Below are 16,972 nucleotides of genomic sequence, written 5' to 3'. Positions count from 1 at the left end.
AATAGATGAAAAAATTAAATATAATTAGCGGGTTTCTACTTGTACTTTTGTTAGGGGGGGTAGTTTCCTGTTCCGATGATTTTTTTGATGTTAATGAATCAGAAACAAAGCCATCAAATATGGCTTTACCACCTCAACAACGATTGTTGGCTACCATAGATAATACTACCGGTTTTGGACAAAGTAGATTATCGAGAGAGGGTACTGTGCTCTCTTATCATATTACTGAAAGAACAACATATTATTCCAGATGGAGATGGGGAACGGTTTCTTACGCTGCTGAGCAATACCTTTATACTAATGCTCTTCCAAATACTGCCGATTTAATTGTCTTAGGTGAAGAATATAATTCGCCTCATTATTCAGCTGTTGGAAAAATATTGAGAGCCTATCTTTTCTCTATGGTTAGCGATCAGCTTGGTGATATAATTATGGAGGACTCTTATAATGCTAAAGATCAGCTTATTCTTACGCCAAAATTAACTTCTCAAAAGGATGCTTATGCTGGAATACATAAACTTATTGATGAAGCTCTCTTAGATTTTGATAAGCCAAATGAAATTGATCTTAATGTAATTGGTACGGATGTGATGTTTCAGGGAGATATTTCGAAGTGGAAGAAGTTTGCCTGGGCTCTTAAGGCTCGTCTTTTGAATCATATGACTGCCAAGACTTCAGGTGATTTTAAATATGATCCAGCAGCAGTTATTGCTGCCTGCGGAAAAGCTATGAGTTCAAATGACGATAATGCAAAAAGGCAATTTACAGGTGAAGAGACTCAAAATAATATCTACCCATGGTCCGATACTGAAGGTGGTGAAGTAGAAGGTGCTTTCGATTCTCGCGCAGACAATTGGTCGAAGTTTTTTGTTGATAACCTTAAAGATCCTTTACTGTTGAATAATGAGTCTGTTCCAGATCCACGTTTGCCTCTTATTGTGCAACCTGCTTTAGATGCAGAGCTTTATGGTTTAACTGGCTTAGATATGTATCAAGGTGTTCCTATGGGAACATATCGCGAAAATGGGTTTAATGGTGTAAAAGAGACTGTAGATTTTGTTGCTGGTGATATCAATCCATTTACAGGATTGGCTTTTGCAAAGGATAGTACAATTGTCATGGATTCAACAGAGTATTTCTCTAGAGGTCATCAATATGGTAAGCCTAATGGTCTGTTTTATACTAGTCCAGATTCTGATTGGTATTTGATTACTTATGCAGAGTGTAAGTTTATTGAAGCGGAGGCAAATTTCAGAAATGGTGATAAAGCGGCTGCTTTTGCTGCATACAAAGAAGGTATTAAAGCAGACATGACAAATATGGGTGTTGATGCGGCCGAGATTGCAGATTATTTGACTCATGTTGATAATATTGGAGCTGCAAATATTACCCTGGAGCGTATTATGACTCAAAAACATATCGCAACAGTAATGAATCCTGAAACTTGGGTTGATTTGCGTAGAGTTGAATACGATAATACTTTTACTAGACTTAAAAGACCTCAAAATCTTAATGCTAGTATTTTCCCAGCTTCAGGTGATGAGGTTGATGGTGCAGAGGTGTGGATTCGCGCTCTTAAATACGACAATAGAAATATTGAAAGAAATTCAGCAAATTTACCAGATAATGATGATGCATCACGTTTCCCAACCAGAGTTTGGTGGAATACTCCTGATGCTGATGATGTTGTTGATTTAACGAAATAATTTTTAATACTATATATTTTTACAGCCGCCCGTTTTTAGAGGGCGGTTGTATTAATGTTCTCGTTGAAAATAGCCAGTGTTTTTCTCAATGAAACTCATCCACAATTTATGATTGGAGGTTTACCAAGGTTAATCCAAAATGAAAGAAGAATTACACATTTCAAAATAGAGAAGGATTAACTCGTAAAGGTTTTTAAAGAGATAGATATTCGCGAAACTGCGATAGGTATCGATAACAAAAACAATAATTTTTATATACTTGTTGTAGATGGTTGTCAACCAAATTTTAGTATGGGGATGAAATTAAGAGAACTAGGGAAATATCTTTAAAAATTAGGGTGTGATGAAGTATTGAATTTTCATGGAGGAGGTTCATCTGCTATGATTTAATCAAGTATTGATGAATAAACCTTCTTATATAAATGGAGAACGTGATGTTTCGAATGTCTTTTTAATTAAAGAGCGCTAAGTTTTTTTTAAAAGCAAAATCCTGGATATTAATTCAGGTACATTGTAGTAGTGTAGCAGGAGTTCGAAAGGGCTCCTGTTTTTTTGTGCATATTGGTTAGTATTTTTGTATATTAAAAGAGACTGTGTTGCTCGTAAGCGTGTATTCGGATAGTAATAGCGTGCATTTAAATAGATTGTTTTAGCGCTTAGTTTTTTTGATTTTAAGAGATCTGCTTAATTTGGTGTTTTCTTTGATTCCTAGGAGATAAAGGAGTGAGGCAAGTATATGTTTCTTATTGTATATTCGTATGATTCTAATTAAATGGTACATTTAGGTCGGTCCTGTCATAAAAAAGTAAACTCATGAATATATATGTAAGATTTTATATTTTTCTTTTTTCGATAATTGGAGCAACTGCCACATTGTATGCTCAAAATGAAAAATTGAATTCTGGTGCTTTTTCTAAGTACGATAAAGTATTTAGAGGAAATATTAATGATATAAACTTGCCTGATTACACCGATGGACCACATTTTTTATGGATCGACTCAAGATTTGTTAAGCTTCAATATATAGATCATAAGCAAAAAGGAAATACCATAGCAATTCGTGAAAAGAAGATAAAAATAAAAAGCGATTCCATTCTGGTAAAAGGATTAAAAGGAGATTCGAATCGATATTGGCTTCGAAAAAACAATTATCCGGTTCAGAAAGCCGAATTTAAAGAGGTTAAAAAAATAATTGCAATAGGTGATGTTCATGGAGAGTATGATACTATGGTTAAGCTTTTAAAGAATAATGCTGTTATTGATGAAGATTTAAATTGGTCGTGGGGCGATGGTCATCTTGTTTTCATTGGTGATATCTTCGATAGAGGAGATAAAGTTACCGAGTGTCTCTACCTAATAAAGAAATTGCAAAGACAAGCTAAAGAAAATAAAGGAAGACTGCATTTGCTGTTGGGAAATCATGAAGTTATGGTGTTAATGGACGATTCCAGATATGTGGCACCAAAATACAAGCAAATGTGTAAAAAATTGATGATTAATTACCCTCGATTTTTTAATTCTGATACAGAACTTGGCAAATGGTTGCGTTCATTAAATTCGGTAGTTAAAATAAACGATCTGTTATTTGTTCATGGAGGTTTGTCGCCCGATTTGGTGAAGAGGAATTTATCGCTCGAGAAAATTAATAAGGACATAAGAGAGAGTTTAAATTCAACCAATGAAAAAACAAGAGAGGAACTACTAAAAACAATTTATTTCCCGGAAAATCCTCTTTGGTATCGCGGGTATTTAATGAAAACAAGAAATTACTCAATCATAAGTAATCAGGAATTGAATACAGTATTAAGTTATTTTAAAATAAATAAAATTTTTATTGGGCACACCGAAGTGGAATCAATACGGTTTTTGCATGATAATAGAATCGGAGCCATAAATGTACCAATGGGATATAAGGATATAAAGCCTCAGGTATTATTAGTTGAAAATAGTCGTTTTTACCGCTGTTTTACTGATGGTAGTAAAGAGTTAATCCAATAACTTCAATATCAAATAGATATGTTTGTAAATACACTTAGTTTAGCCACAAAATTTAAGAAAGGTTTTTCTACTATACTTTTTTTACTTTTAGTATGTACAGTTTTTGCAACAAAAATAAAAAATCGTGATAGTCTCTTAAGTTTACCCATGTTTAGTAGCGATCAGCTTATTAAAATTGAAATAAAAGGTGATTTATTGGGTTTGATTAATGATATTGACCAGGAAAGATCATACCATGACTGTACTTTAAAAGTACAGAACTTAGAAAAGGAAAAGTGGGTTCATTTAAATGTAAAGATTAAAACAAGAGGTAATTTCAGACTCCGAAAACAAAATTGCAATTTTCCACCTTTACGATTTAAAATTCCAGTTTCTATAGCTAAAGGAACCGTATTTGAAGGACAAAATAGATTAAAATATGTAAGTCACTGTCAATCGCAAATAAAAAATTACGATCAGCATACAATTGAAGAGTACCTTATTTATAAAATGTATAATGTTATAACGGATCATAGTTATCGGGTTCGATTAACTCAAACAACATTTATTGAGACCAATACAAATGACACTTTGGTTAAATATGGTTTCTTTTTAGAAGATAAAGATGATGTTGCTACCCGAAATGGAAAAACTATTTTAAATTTTAAGAATATAAAACAATATGATGTTGATAGGAAGTCTATGGTTATGCTTTCGCTGTTTCAGCTAATGATAGGAAATGCCGATTGGGATGTAACTAGACTGCATAATATAGATGTGATATCTGTTGATAAACATAGCATACCTGTAGCTGTGCCATATGATTTTGATTGGTCTGGAATTATTAATCATTCCTACTTTACTCTTTCTCCTAAAATTGATCCTGATGCAAAGTACAAACGACAATATAAGGGGATGCAATGGAGTCGTGAGGAATTAGAGAATGCTTTTATGGAATTTAAAGAGCTGAGAAATATATTTCTCGAGAAAATTACAACTTGTCAATATTTAAATCCGGAAAATAGAAATAAGCTAGTAAGTTATATCGATGAATTTTATCATCTAATTAACTCAAAAAAGGATATTAGAAATGAAATATTGAGAAAATCAAGTAAAATTCCTTCAGGTACTTAAAAAAAAGTAGGTATTTTATTAAAAAACACAAAAAAGTTATCGCAATCGATAAAAATCAAGGGTTTTCCTTTGTTTTTATCGATTTTTTTTAATGATATCCCAAAAAAAATATGGGTTCGTTTTGTGAAAGTTAATTTTTTTATTCATTTTTGTAGGGCAATAATTAAGGGGGTGTTGAGTGAAAAATACATAACTTTTTTACTGAGTACCCCTTAAAAAATCAAATTGCATCAACTATTAACTAAATTTTTATTTTATGGCCACCATTAGATTTAACGCGTTAAGCGAATTGCTATCAAGAAAGCCTGTCTCAGTATCATTTCCTTCAAATAAGGTTACCGATTACTATGGAGATTTGGTGTTTAATGTAGAATCCATGAGAAAGTACCTTTCAAAGGATGCTTTTAAAGCTGTTATGGCTGCAAACCAAAAAGGTGGAACTATCGATAGAAAAATGTCAGATGGTATTGCATTGGGAATGAAATCCTGGGCCATAGAAAAAGGAGCAACTCATTATACTCACTGGTTTCAGCCTTTAACCGATGGAACTGCAGAGAAACATGATGGCTTTATTGATTATGGTGATGGTGGTAATATGATTGAAAATTTTTCAGGGAAACTACTTGCTCAGCAAGAACCTGATGCATCATCTTTCCCATCGGGAGGTATTCGCCAGACTTTCGAGGCTCGTGGTTATACTGCATGGGATGTTTCGTCTCCTGCTTTTATCGTTGGAACTACTCTTTGTATTCCTACGGTATTTATTTCCTATACAGGAGAGGCTCTTGATTATAAAACTCCATTACTAAAAGCATTGGCTGCTGTCGATGAGGCTGCTGTTGATGTTTGTCAGTATTTCGATAAAAATGTAACTAAAGTAAATGCTAACTTAGGTTGGGAACAAGAATATTTTCTTGTCGATGAAGCATTGTTTAAAGCTCGTCCTGATCTTGCATTAACAGGTCGTACACTTATGGGACACTCTTCATCTAAAGATCAACAATTAGATGATCACTATTTTGGATCTATTCCAGAGCGTGTAACAAGATTTATGATGGAGCTGGAATTGGAAAGTCATAAACTTGGTATTCCTGTTAAAACACGTCACAATGAGGTTGCTCCTTCTCAGTTCGAGTTAGCTCCTATTTACGAAGAGGCTAACCTTGCAAATGATCACAATCAGTTGATTATGGATGTGATGAAGAAAGTAGCTCGTCACCATAAGTTCCGTGTTCTTTTCCATGAAAAACCTTATGCAGGTGTTAATGGATCAGGAAAACACAACAACTGGTCGTTAAGCACCGATACAGGTGTTGTATTAATGGCTCCGGGGAAAAATCCAAAAGGAAATATGCAGTTCCTTACTTTTGTTGTTAATACATTAATGGCTGTATACAAAAATCAGGATCTTTTGCGTGCCTCTATTCTTACCGCTTCTAATAGTCACCGTTTAGGTGCAAACGAAGCGCCTCCATCAATTGTTTCTGTATTCTTGGGCGATGAAGTTTCAAAAATGTTAAAGAAAATTGTTGATGAAGTTGGAGAAAAGAAAATGACTCCAGACGAGAAAACTGCTTTGAAATTAGGTATTGGACGTATCCCTGAAATTATCTTAGATAATACCGATCGTAACCGTACTTCGCCTTTTGCATTTACAGGTAATCGTTTTGAGTTCCGTGCCGTAGGATCTTCGGTAAATAATGCTGCCGCAATGACTGCATTAAATGCAGCTATGGCTGTTCAGTTAAAAGATTTTAAAAAATCTGTTGATCGTTTGATAAATGAAGGAATAAAAAAAGATGAGGCGATTTTTCAGGTCCTTAAGAAATTGATTCTTGAGTGTGAGTCTATCCGTTTTAATGGAGATGGTTATTCAGGTGCATGGGTTATCGAAGCTAAGAAAAGAGGTTTAACAAATATTACAAGTGTACCAGAATCATTAACTAAATATTTAGATGCTCCAGCTAAAAGATCAATGATCGAAAGTGGAGTAATGACCGAGAAAGAACTTGAAGCTCGTGTTGAAGTGGAAATGGAAAAATTTACCATGAAAGTTCAGATCGAAGCGCGTGTTCTTGGTGATTTAGCAATTAACCACATTGTTCCAACTGCAGTAGCTTACCAAACTAAATTAATTCAAAATGTACAAGGATTAAGAGATATTTTTAGTCCTGAAGAGTTTGAGCAACTTGCAGCTGCACGTAAAGGTCTAATTAGAGAAATTTCTGGACACATTTCTGCTATTAAAGCTAAAGTTAAAGGAATGGTTGATGCTCGTAAAAAATGTAATGTAATTAAGGATGGTCACGAAATGGCTTTTGCTTACGATGAAAAAGTTCGTCCTTACCTTGATGATATTCGTTACCACATTGACAAACTAGAATTGGTCGTTGATAATGAAATGTGGCCATTACCAAAATACCGTGAGTTATTATTTAATAATTAATTCAGACAATAATATTTATAGCAAAAGGATGTTCATGAAAATGAGCATCCTTTTATTTTTGTATTAATATTGATATTCCTATCGAATAAAATATTTATTTTTATACTTTGTAATACGATATAAATTTTAAAATCTACAGATGAAATGAGTCTTTATATTCTTACAACTGTTAAAAGAATAAAATGACAACTTCTGTGATCTTAATATGAAAATGTAAACACATGAAACTTCTTCCTTTTGCCGGTATTCTATGTAGTATCGGAATTTTAATATCTTGTTCTTCTAAATCGTATGTGAACCGAGGCGATAAAATGGTTCTGTCTGGTAGGTATTATCATGCTCAGGCAATGTATAAAAAGGGATATAAAAAGCAAAAAGATAAATATCAAAAGGGTGGAATTGCCTTTAAAAGTGCATCTTGTTTTGATAAAATTAATGAGCCACGTAAGGCTGCTTCATGGTATCGTAAAGCGATTATGAACAGAGATACTTTTGCCGATGCCGTAAGAAATTTAGCTTATGCCGAAGTGAAAAATGGTAAATTGGAAGAGGCTGAAGAAAATTTTTGGGAATATTTGGATCTTAAACCCGAAATGAAAGAGACAGATGATGCCGGGAAAATACTCAAGAGAATTTCTTATTGGCAGGAGTTTCCTGGAAGATATAAAGTACAGCTTTTAAAAGATTATAATTCCTCAAGTAGCGATTTTGCACCCGTTTATATGGGTAAAGATACAAATGTTGTATTTTTTACCTCAAATAGAAAATACAAAGACAGACCCAAAAAAGATGGAGTAACAGGAGAGTATTATACAAATATTTACCAGTCGCACTATTCGAACGAAGTAGTTAGAAAAAGCAGAAAAAAGAAAGGCCGAAAAGCAAAAACCAGAAAAATAATTACCGATACATATCAATGGAGTAAGCCCGAAGGAATTGGAGATACAATTAATACCGAAATGAACGAAGGTGCTTCTTGTTTTACCAGCGATGGTGATATTATGTATTTCACATCCTCAAAAAAAATTAATAAAGATTATCAGGGAACTAAAATTTATGCGGTACAAAGAAATAATGGTGAATGGGGGCGGACAGCTCTTCAAACATTAGTGCCCGATTCAATATCGGCAGGACATCCATCAATTTCGGGAGATGGTACAATTATGTATTTTATTTCTGATATGCCTGGTGGATATGGTGGTAATGATATTTGGATGAGCAAAAAAAGTGGTAGTGGTTGGAGCCAAGCTCAAAATTTGGGTAAGCCGATAAATACTCCTTCTGATGAGCTTTTCCCTTATATTCGTAATAATGGAATGCTTTACTTTGCTTCCGACAGAGAAGGAGGAATGGGTGGTTTGGATATTTATCAGGCTCAGCGAAATGAAAATGGAGTTTGGCTGGTTGATAATATGAAATATCCAATTAATTCTACAGCCGACGATTTTGCGATTCATTTTCAGGAAAAACTCGAAAAAGGAATGTTTACTTCCTCACGCCGAAAAGGAGACGATAACATTTATCGATTTGATTATGTGCCTTTGCAGTTTACTTTTTCGGGGCAAGTGATCGATTCAGAGACTAAAAAACCAGTCGAAAAGGCAAAAATTAATCTGGTTTCTTCAGATGGCGAACAAAGCATTGTTAGAACAGATAAAGAAGGGAAATTCTTTTTCGAACTTAAGCCCGATTTAGAGTATATCGCAATGGTATCGAATAAAGGCTATTTAAATGGTAAAGAGTTGGTGAATACATTAAATATAGACTTAAGTCGGAATTTTAAATCTATTATCGGCTTAAAGCCAATTGAAAAGCCAATTGAACTGCCCAATATTTTTTATGATTTTGGAAGCTGGAGTTTAAGGGAAGAATCTAAAGAGGCACTCGATGGATTAGTGGAAACACTTAATGATAATCCAAAAATTACAATTGAATTAGGTTCGCATTCCGATTTTGTGGGTAGTAAATCAACAAATAAGGAGATATCTCAAAAAAGAGCACAGTCGGTAGTGGATTATTTAATTGACAAAGGAATTTATTGGGATCGATTAGTGGCACAAGGATATGGCGAATCGCAGCCTAGAAAAATTACTGCAGCAATTGCTAAGGAACACAATTTCTTAAAGATTGATGATATTTTAACCGAAAGCAGAATCGAAAAATTAAATTCCAAACAAAAAGAAATAGCCAACCAGTTAAATCGTAGAACAGAATTTAAAGTTTTATCTACCGATTATATGCCAGGACCAAATTCTAAAGTAAAACCCGGATCTGAATCTGGAAGAATTGGAAATACTTTAATTCAGGATTTAAATAAGGTCGAAGGTGTATTTTATACAGTGCAGATAGGTGCTTTTGATAAAAAATCGGTTCCTGTAGAGGTTCAACAATTTGAAGTTGTTTTCCGTGCAAAAATTAATGATACAACAACTCGCTATACAACTGGAATTTTTGATGATCTTGAAAAGGCAAATGCCAAAGCTAAAATCATTAACAAGAAAGGAATTAAAGCATTTGTAATCGCATACAATAATGGGAAAAAGATTACCTTTGCCGAAGCTAAAAAATTGAAGAAGTAGAAATCGTATTTTAATACAGATTAAGGAGCAGAAATATCTTCTACTTTTACCTTTTTATTCTAAACAACCATGAGAAAAGACGAAAGATACAATCTAAGAGGCGTTTCGGCTTCCAAGGAAGATGTTCACAATGCCATTAAGAATCTCGATAAAGGATTGTTCCCCAATGCCTTTTGTAAAGTAGTTCCCGATTACCTTACAGGCGATTCGGAATATTGTAATATTATGCATGCCGACGGTGCTGGAACAAAATCATCGCTCGCATACATGTACTGGAAAGAAACTGGCGATTTGTCGGTTTGGAAAGGTATTGCACAGGATGCTCTAATTATGAATCTTGACGATCTGTTGTGTGTGGGTGCGGTTGATAATATTCTTTTGTCATCGACAATTGGCAGGAATAAAAATCTGATTCCGGGAGAGGTTATTTCGCAAATTATTAATGGAACTGAAGAACTTCTTGCCGAGTATGCAAAACTTGGCGTTACTATTCATGCAACAGGTGGCGAAACTGCAGATGTTGGCGATTTGGTAAGAACCATTATTGTAGATTCTACCGTTACTTGTCGCATGAAACGCGAAGATGTAATTACCAACGAGAAAATTCAGGCCGGCGATGTAATTGTAGGTTTATCTTCATCAGGAAAAGCAAGCTACGAAACAGAATATAATGGAGGAATGGGTTCTAACGGATTAACCTCAGCTCGTCACGATGTATTCTCAAAATATTTGTCGCAAAAATATCCGGAAAGTTACGATAATTCAGTGCCCGAAGATTTAGTTTACTCTGGTAATTGTAAGCTAACTGATAAAGTAGATGGTGTTGATATTGATGCTGGTAAATTAGTACTCTCGGCTACCAGAACTTACGCGCCTATCGTTAAGAAGATTTTAGATAAATATAGACCCCAAATTCATGGTATGATACACTGTTCAGGGGGAGCGCAAACAAAAGTGTTGAATTTTGTTGATAATTTGCACATAGTAAAAGACAATATGTTCGAAGTTCCTCCTTTGTTTCAGTTAATTAAAGAGCAAAGTGGAACATCTTGGGATGAAATGTATAAGGTATTTAATATGGGGCATAGATTTGAACTGTATGTTCCACAGGAAATTGCCAATGATATTATCGCAATCTCAAAAGAATTTGATGTAGATGCTAAAATTGTTGGGCGCTGCGAAGCTAATCAGGGGAAAAAACTGACTGTGCAAAGCGAATTTGGTGAGTTTGTTTACTAAACAAGCAAACCCGATAAATAAAAAAATGCCATTTGAAATCAAATGGCATTTTTTACATAGTATTATTCACTAATTTCAAATCCCCATTCTTTAATTACCATAGGCTCATCGGGGTAAATGCATAGCAATAAATTTCTGATGCTTCTGATTTCTTTTGAAATAAACTTTAAATCATTCTTTTTTAAATTATTAGCTGTTTTAAACTCATTGTTTTTCGCTGATTCCAGATCTTTAAGATTTCTGATTTTATTAGATTTTTCGACTAGTCGATCCATGTCTACAGCTCCATTTAAAAGACTCCTTTTTTTATTGGATTCGTGTCTTTCATTAATCTTTCCCAATAAACCCAATAATTGATCTTCTTTTCTAGGGATTATGACTTTTACCATAAGCTTAGTTTTAAGCAATTAAACTTAGTTTGATAACAAGACAATATTTCAGCCCAAAATAATTGGAATGAAAAATAAATAAATGCAAAATTATTTACTGTAATGTTGTAGTTTTTAATCAAACAATTTCTGATTTAGATGATTCGTTTTATGAAATTGTTTGATTAAACTATTAGCATTTATTTCCTATTAAAATTAACCAGTCTAATTGAAAAAGTAAAGTCTTACTGTAATTATTTTCTCTATTTAAAATCAAAATAAATTCGTTGATTATTTTGCTATCTTAAGGAGTTTAAATGGGCTTTTAATTGTTAAATAAAAAGCATATATAAAGTCTGTTCTTTTTAGATATATTTTCGCATTTGATTTGCTATTTTGATTAAATCAAAAGCTTTGTCTTATAATGTGGTTTTATTTTTCTAATTTTGTGCAAAATTTAGAATATTGTAACATGAGCAATAATTTGATCCTAGATAAATTAGAAGGTGTCTTCATCAGGTTTAAGGAAGTCGGACAGTTAATTACCGATCCCGAAATGATGGGAGATATGAAACGCTTTGTAAAGTTAAGCAAAGAATATAAAGAGCTGGAACTAGTAACCGAAGCAGCAAAAGCGTATAAAAATGCTGTCGACACAATAGCAGAATCAAAAGATATCATAGCAAATGAGTCGGATGAGGAGCTGCGTGAAATGGCAAAAATGGAATTAGATGAGCTAGAAGTTAAGCTTCCCGAAATGGAACAGGAAATTAAGCTTCTTTTGGTTCCTGCCGATCCTGAAGATTCTAAAAATGCAATTCTTGAGATTCGTGGTGGTACTGGTGGCGATGAGGCTAGTATTTTTGCCGGTGATTTGGCAAGAATGTATACCAAATTCTGTGAAGCCAGAGGTTGGAAAATTTCTGTATCAAGCTTTAGTGAGGGAACTTCGGGTGGTTACAAGGAAATTGTAATGAATGTTACTGGTGACGGGGTTTATGGTATCTTAAAATATGAGTCGGGAGTTCATCGTGTTCAGCGTGTGCCACAAACCGAAACTCAGGGGCGTGTGCATACAAGTGCTGCTTCTGTTGCGGTATTGCCAGAAGCTGAAGAGTTTGATATTGACGTAAAGGAGAGTGATATTCGTAAGGATACTTACTGTTCGTCAGGTCCTGGAGGACAGTCGGTAAATACTACATATTCGGCTATTCGATTAACTCACATTCCAACAAATATTGTTGTTACTTGTCAGGATCAGAAATCGCAGCTTAAAAATCTTGCTAAAGCAATGATTGAACTTCGTTCGCGTATTTATGCAATGGAGCATCAAAAATATTTGGATGAGATTTCATCGAAACGTAAGACTATGGTTTCTACAGGTGACAGGTCTGCAAAGATTCGAACGTATAACTATCCGCAAGGGCGAGTTACCGATCACCGTATTAATCTTACCTTATACAATTTGTCGGCTGTTATGGATGGAGATATTCAGGAGATTATCGACAAACTTCAAATTGAAGAAAATGCAGAACGACTTAAAGAAAGTGGTTTATAAAGATATTGGCAGTGGTATTCCCACTGCCTTTTTTGTATTAACTAGTAAACAACCAAAAAATGAACTATCAGGCATTATTCGAGCAAATTAAAAAGAAAAAAAGTTTTCTTTGTGTAGGTTTAGATAGTGATGTGAAAAAAATACCTTCGCATCTTATGAATTCTGAAGATCCAGTTTTCGAATTCAATAAAGCAATTGTTGATGCCACCGCAGAATATACGGTTGCTTACAAACCAAATATTGCATTTTATGAGTGCAGAGGTGCAGCTGGCTGGTTAAGCCTTGAGAATACTGTGAATTACATTAAAGAAAAGTATCCCGATATTTTTCTAATTGCCGATGCTAAGCGTGGCGATATTGGAAATACATCTAAAATGTATGCTAGTGCTTTTTTAGAAAATATGCCCTTCGATTCAATTACTGTTGCACCTTATATGGGACAGGATTCAGTAACTCCATTTCTTGAGTATGATAACAAATGGGTAATATTACTTGCGCTAACCTCCAATAAAGGGGCATTCGATTTCCAGTTTTTTCAGGAAGGTGAGCAGAAAATGTTCGAGAAGGTATTGGAAAAATCACAAGAATGGGGAACTCAGAATAATATGATGTATGTGGTAGGAGCTACCAAGGCCGAAATGCTGGGTGATATACGAAAAATTGCTCCAAAACATTTTTTATTGGTTCCCGGAGTTGGTGCTCAGGGAGGAAGTCTTCAGGAGGTTGCTAAATATGGAATGAACGAGTCGTGTGGTTTGCTTGTAAATTCTTCTCGCGGAATTATTTTTGCCGATACTTCTGAAAATTTTGCTAAAGTAGCAGGGGAGAAATCTAAAGAACTTCAATTAGAAATGGAAAGCCTTTTAAAAGAAAAGTCTGTAATTTAAGTATTTGTACAATATAAAAATAAGAGCGGTTATCTTTTATTAACCGCTTTTTTATTGTCTATTGACTAGTAAATTGTTAAATTCGGGATGACGATAAAATGTCTGTTATATGACCGAGGACTTTTTACAATTTATATGGAAATCTCGTTTGTTTAAAGATGAGAATATTTTTTCTACTCAAGGTGATGTGATAGAAATATTGGAAGTTGGTAGACAGAATTTTGATGCTGGCCCCGATTTTTTCGATGCCAGAATTAAAATTAATGATATCCTTTGGGCTGGAAATGTTGAAATTCATATAAAGTCATCTTATTGGTATGCTCATAAGCATCACAATGATGAAGCCTATGACAATGTAATTCTTCATGTGATTTATGAAGATAATGGCGATGTAATACTTAATAATGCTCGTGTACTACCAAGTTTAAAGTTAGATTTTGATTATGCTTTACTTGCAACCTATAACTCTTTAATGAATTCTCAAAAATGGATTCCTTGCTTTGATGATATCAATTCGGTCGATCGCTTTTTTGTTCGAAATTGGTTGCAAAGAATGATGATTGAGCGTTTAGAAAGAAAATCAAAAGAAATTAAAGAGATTTTAAAACAAAATTCATTTTCTTGGGAAGAAACTTTTTATCAGCTTTTGGCGCGTTATTTTGGAATGAAAGTTAATTCAGATCCGTTTCAGCAATTGGCTCAGTCGATACCAATTAATATTTTATCTCGGCAGAAAAATTCTCTTCTACAAATAGAGGCTTTGCTGTTTGGTCAGGCAGGAATGCTTAATTTGAATTGTGAAGATTCGTATTTTAAAAATTTATGTAGAGAGTATAAATTTTTGGCTGTGAAGTATAATTTATCTCCAATACCCGAAAGTCGATGGAAGTGGTTGCGTTTGCGCCCAGCTAATTTTCCAACTATTCGAATTGCACAATTGGCATCTTTAATGTTTAAAACTAACTCATTGTGCGCTAAAATAATTAAGGCTGCTGATTATCCTAAGATTAAAGAAATTTTCAATGTCGAAACTTCTGCATATTGGCATAATCATTATCAGTTTGGTAAAGAATCCATATTCCGTCATAAAAAATTAGGTTCTTCAGCAGTCGATGGAATAATTATAAATTCTGTTGTTCCCCTTATGTTTGTATATGGCGAAATTAATGGGGGTTCTGAAGTTAAGGATAAAGCTCTTGATCTCCTCGATCAAATGCCAGCTGAAAATAATTCGGTTGTAAATAAATGGAAAGATTGTGGTGTGGAAATAAAATCAGCATTTGATTCCCAGTCTTTATTGCAACTAAAATCAAATTATTGCGATAAATTTAAGTGTTTGCAATGTGAATTTGGAAATAGAATAATACGCGCAGGGCTTACAGGTACTAATATAACGTAAAATTTATTGTTGCTGTTAGGTCGTTTATGGATATTGATTATCTTAGATTATTATTGACTCTTTTTTATGAATAAACAGAAACTTTGGGAAGAAAATATACGCACTGTTAGTATTGCTCTGTCTTTTATGGCTCTTGCTGTATTTACAGGTACTATGGGTTACATGTTTTTGGATGAAGCTTACAATTGGATCGATGCACTTTATATGACTGTGATAACGATCTCTACTGTAGGTTTTAAAGAGGTACATGCTCTGTCTGATGCAGGAAAATTATTTACCATATTCCTAATTTTTATAAGCTTTGGAATTTTTGGGTATATGGCATCTGCCATAACACGTTTTATTTTAGATGGTGTTTTTCGTCGAAATTTAAAAGATTACAGAATTGTGAAAAAAATAGATAAATTAACTGGTCATGTAATTGTATGTGGCTTTGGTCGTAATGGTAAGCAAGCAAGTCTCGAACTAATGGACCATGGCGAGAAAGTAGTTGTTGTTGATTCAAAAGAAACTGCTATTGATCGAGTTCGAATGTTTCCCGATTTGTATTTTATTCAGGGGGATGCTACCCAGGAGGAGGTTTTGGATATGGCGAATATTTCTAAAGCTTCCGCACTAATTACTGCAATTCCCAATGATGCAGAAAATGTTTACGTAGTGTTAACGGCAAGGGAAATGAATCCAGAATTACGAATTATTTCCAGATCTTCAAATAGTCAATCCGATCACAAGCTTAAAAGAGCTGGAGCAGATAATGTGATAATGCCCGATCGTTTGGGGGGACAACAAATGGCAAAGCTTGTGGCTCAGCCTGATGTCATAGAATTTTTAGATAATATACTATTGCAATCTTCAGAGGGTGTAAAGTTAGAAGAGGTTAGTTGTCATGGATTGGCAGGGTGCTTTATAGGTAAATCGATAAAAGAGTTAAGTGTAAGAAATAGATCTGGTGCTAATATCATTGGATTAAAAAATGATGAAGGAGCTTATGTGTATAATCCTGCTCCAGAATTGGTACTTAAAGATAATTACCATCTTTTTGTTCTGGGAAGTAAAGAACAAATAGTGAGGCTTAAAAAACTTCTTCAAAGGGGAAATTGATGTTTTCCTGAAGATGAAAATATAGTATAAATTTAAATCACAATTATATTGTGATTTTTTATTGCTATATATCAGGTGTTTATATTTTTTGTTTCAATTTTATCGATAAAATATTTGGAGAATTGCTATTTGAACTATTATATTTGCAGCCACTTTCAACGGAGAGTGGATTTATAAAATGGTTGTTTAGTAGTATTTTATAGGCAGTGGTAGGGTGGACGTAGGAATCTTTTTTTATTTGATTGTTTACACCTACTAAACATCCAGTTTTTAAATTTTTTTTTGATATTTTTTAATTTTAGGTTTGGAGATGTAGAAATAAATTCTTTATCTTTGCAGCCGCTTTTAGGGCAAAGAAATCTTGTGGAGTACTAGTATTTATGAGGCTTTAATAAGATTTTCAGTTCAAAAAAAAAGATTAAAAAACATTTGCAGGATAGAACAAAAAGTATTTATCTTTGCAGCCGCTAATCCGGAGGGATTAGTAGGAAATAGAGAGAGATTCTGGGGTGTTAAAAGGGGAGTTTAGTCTTCGAAAAATCTTTTTAAAATTTTTTTAGATTTTATTAGGATTTAAA

At 33.9% G+C, this 16,972-nt stretch carries 11 protein-coding genes; 10 read left to right on the top strand and 1 reads right to left on the bottom strand.

The window, feature by feature from the left end; all coding sequences use genetic code 11:
- Positions 1–5: 5 nt before the first annotated feature.
- From ACT3CE_RS14885 to ACT3CE_RS14860, 6 genes are all read left to right on the top strand, one after another.
- Complete coding sequence (locus ACT3CE_RS14885; RefSeq protein ID WP_444710563.1) at positions 6–1,706, top strand: SusD/RagB family nutrient-binding outer membrane lipoprotein; 1,701 nt, start codon at positions 6–8, stop codon at positions 1,704–1,706.
- A gap of 813 nt (positions 1,707–2,519) precedes the next feature.
- Positions 2,520–3,704: a metallophosphoesterase gene (locus ACT3CE_RS14880; protein ID WP_444710562.1), complete on the top strand. Its 1,185-nt coding sequence runs from the start codon at positions 2,520–2,522 to the stop codon at positions 3,702–3,704.
- 18 nt (positions 3,705–3,722) lie between these two features.
- Entirely contained in the window at positions 3,723–4,817 is a 1,095-nt protein-coding gene (locus tag ACT3CE_RS14875) for a hypothetical protein (protein WP_444710561.1), read from the top strand.
- A gap of 256 nt (positions 4,818–5,073) precedes the next feature.
- Complete coding sequence (locus ACT3CE_RS14870) at positions 5,074–7,263, top strand: glutamine synthetase III family protein (RefSeq protein ID WP_444710560.1); 2,190 nt, start codon at positions 5,074–5,076, stop codon at positions 7,261–7,263.
- A 221-nt stretch (positions 7,264–7,484) separates the two neighbouring features.
- A complete protein-coding gene (gene porE, locus ACT3CE_RS14865) occupies positions 7,485–9,842 on the top strand; it encodes a PorE family type IX secretion system protein (protein ID WP_444710559.1) in 2,358 nt (785 codons plus the stop codon).
- Positions 9,843–9,911: 69 nt separating this feature from the next.
- Entirely contained in the window at positions 9,912–11,081 is a 1,170-nt protein-coding gene (locus tag ACT3CE_RS14860) for an AIR synthase related protein (RefSeq protein ID WP_444710558.1), read from the top strand.
- 62 nt (positions 11,082–11,143) lie between these two features.
- On the opposite strand, the gene ACT3CE_RS14855 is transcribed toward ACT3CE_RS14860, so the two are convergent.
- Positions 11,144–11,470, bottom strand: coding sequence for a hypothetical protein (locus tag ACT3CE_RS14855; protein WP_444710557.1), 327 nt, complete (start codon positions 11,468–11,470; stop codon positions 11,144–11,146).
- 451 nt (positions 11,471–11,921) lie between these two features.
- Here ACT3CE_RS14855 and prfA point away from each other — a divergent pair, with 451 nt between their 5' ends.
- The 4 genes from prfA to ACT3CE_RS14835 all read left to right on the top strand — a co-directional run bounded on the left by prfA (position 11,922) and on the right by ACT3CE_RS14835 (position 16,394).
- Positions 11,922–13,007, top strand: a complete 1,086-nt coding sequence (prfA, locus tag ACT3CE_RS14850; protein ID WP_444710556.1) for a peptide chain release factor 1 — start codon at positions 11,922–11,924, stop codon at positions 13,005–13,007.
- A gap of 59 nt (positions 13,008–13,066) precedes the next feature.
- Complete coding sequence (gene pyrF / locus ACT3CE_RS14845; protein WP_444710555.1) at positions 13,067–13,894, top strand: orotidine-5'-phosphate decarboxylase; 828 nt, start codon at positions 13,067–13,069, stop codon at positions 13,892–13,894.
- 109 nt (positions 13,895–14,003) lie between these two features.
- The gene (locus ACT3CE_RS14840; protein ID WP_444710554.1) at positions 14,004–15,293 is read left to right on the top strand and encodes a DUF2851 family protein; all 1,290 of its coding nucleotides are present in this window, start codon (positions 14,004–14,006) and stop codon (positions 15,291–15,293) included.
- A 66-nt stretch (positions 15,294–15,359) separates the two neighbouring features.
- Complete coding sequence (locus ACT3CE_RS14835) at positions 15,360–16,394, top strand: potassium channel family protein (RefSeq protein WP_444710553.1); 1,035 nt, start codon at positions 15,360–15,362, stop codon at positions 16,392–16,394.
- Positions 16,395–16,972 lie beyond the last annotated feature (578 nt).

The organism is Marinifilum sp. RC60d5 (assembly GCF_052400665.1).
GTDB lineage: Bacteria > Bacteroidota > Bacteroidia > Bacteroidales > Marinifilaceae > JBQTGK01.
Note: the sequence above shows the minus strand (reverse complement) of the source record. Positions and strands in the feature narration are given on the sequence as shown.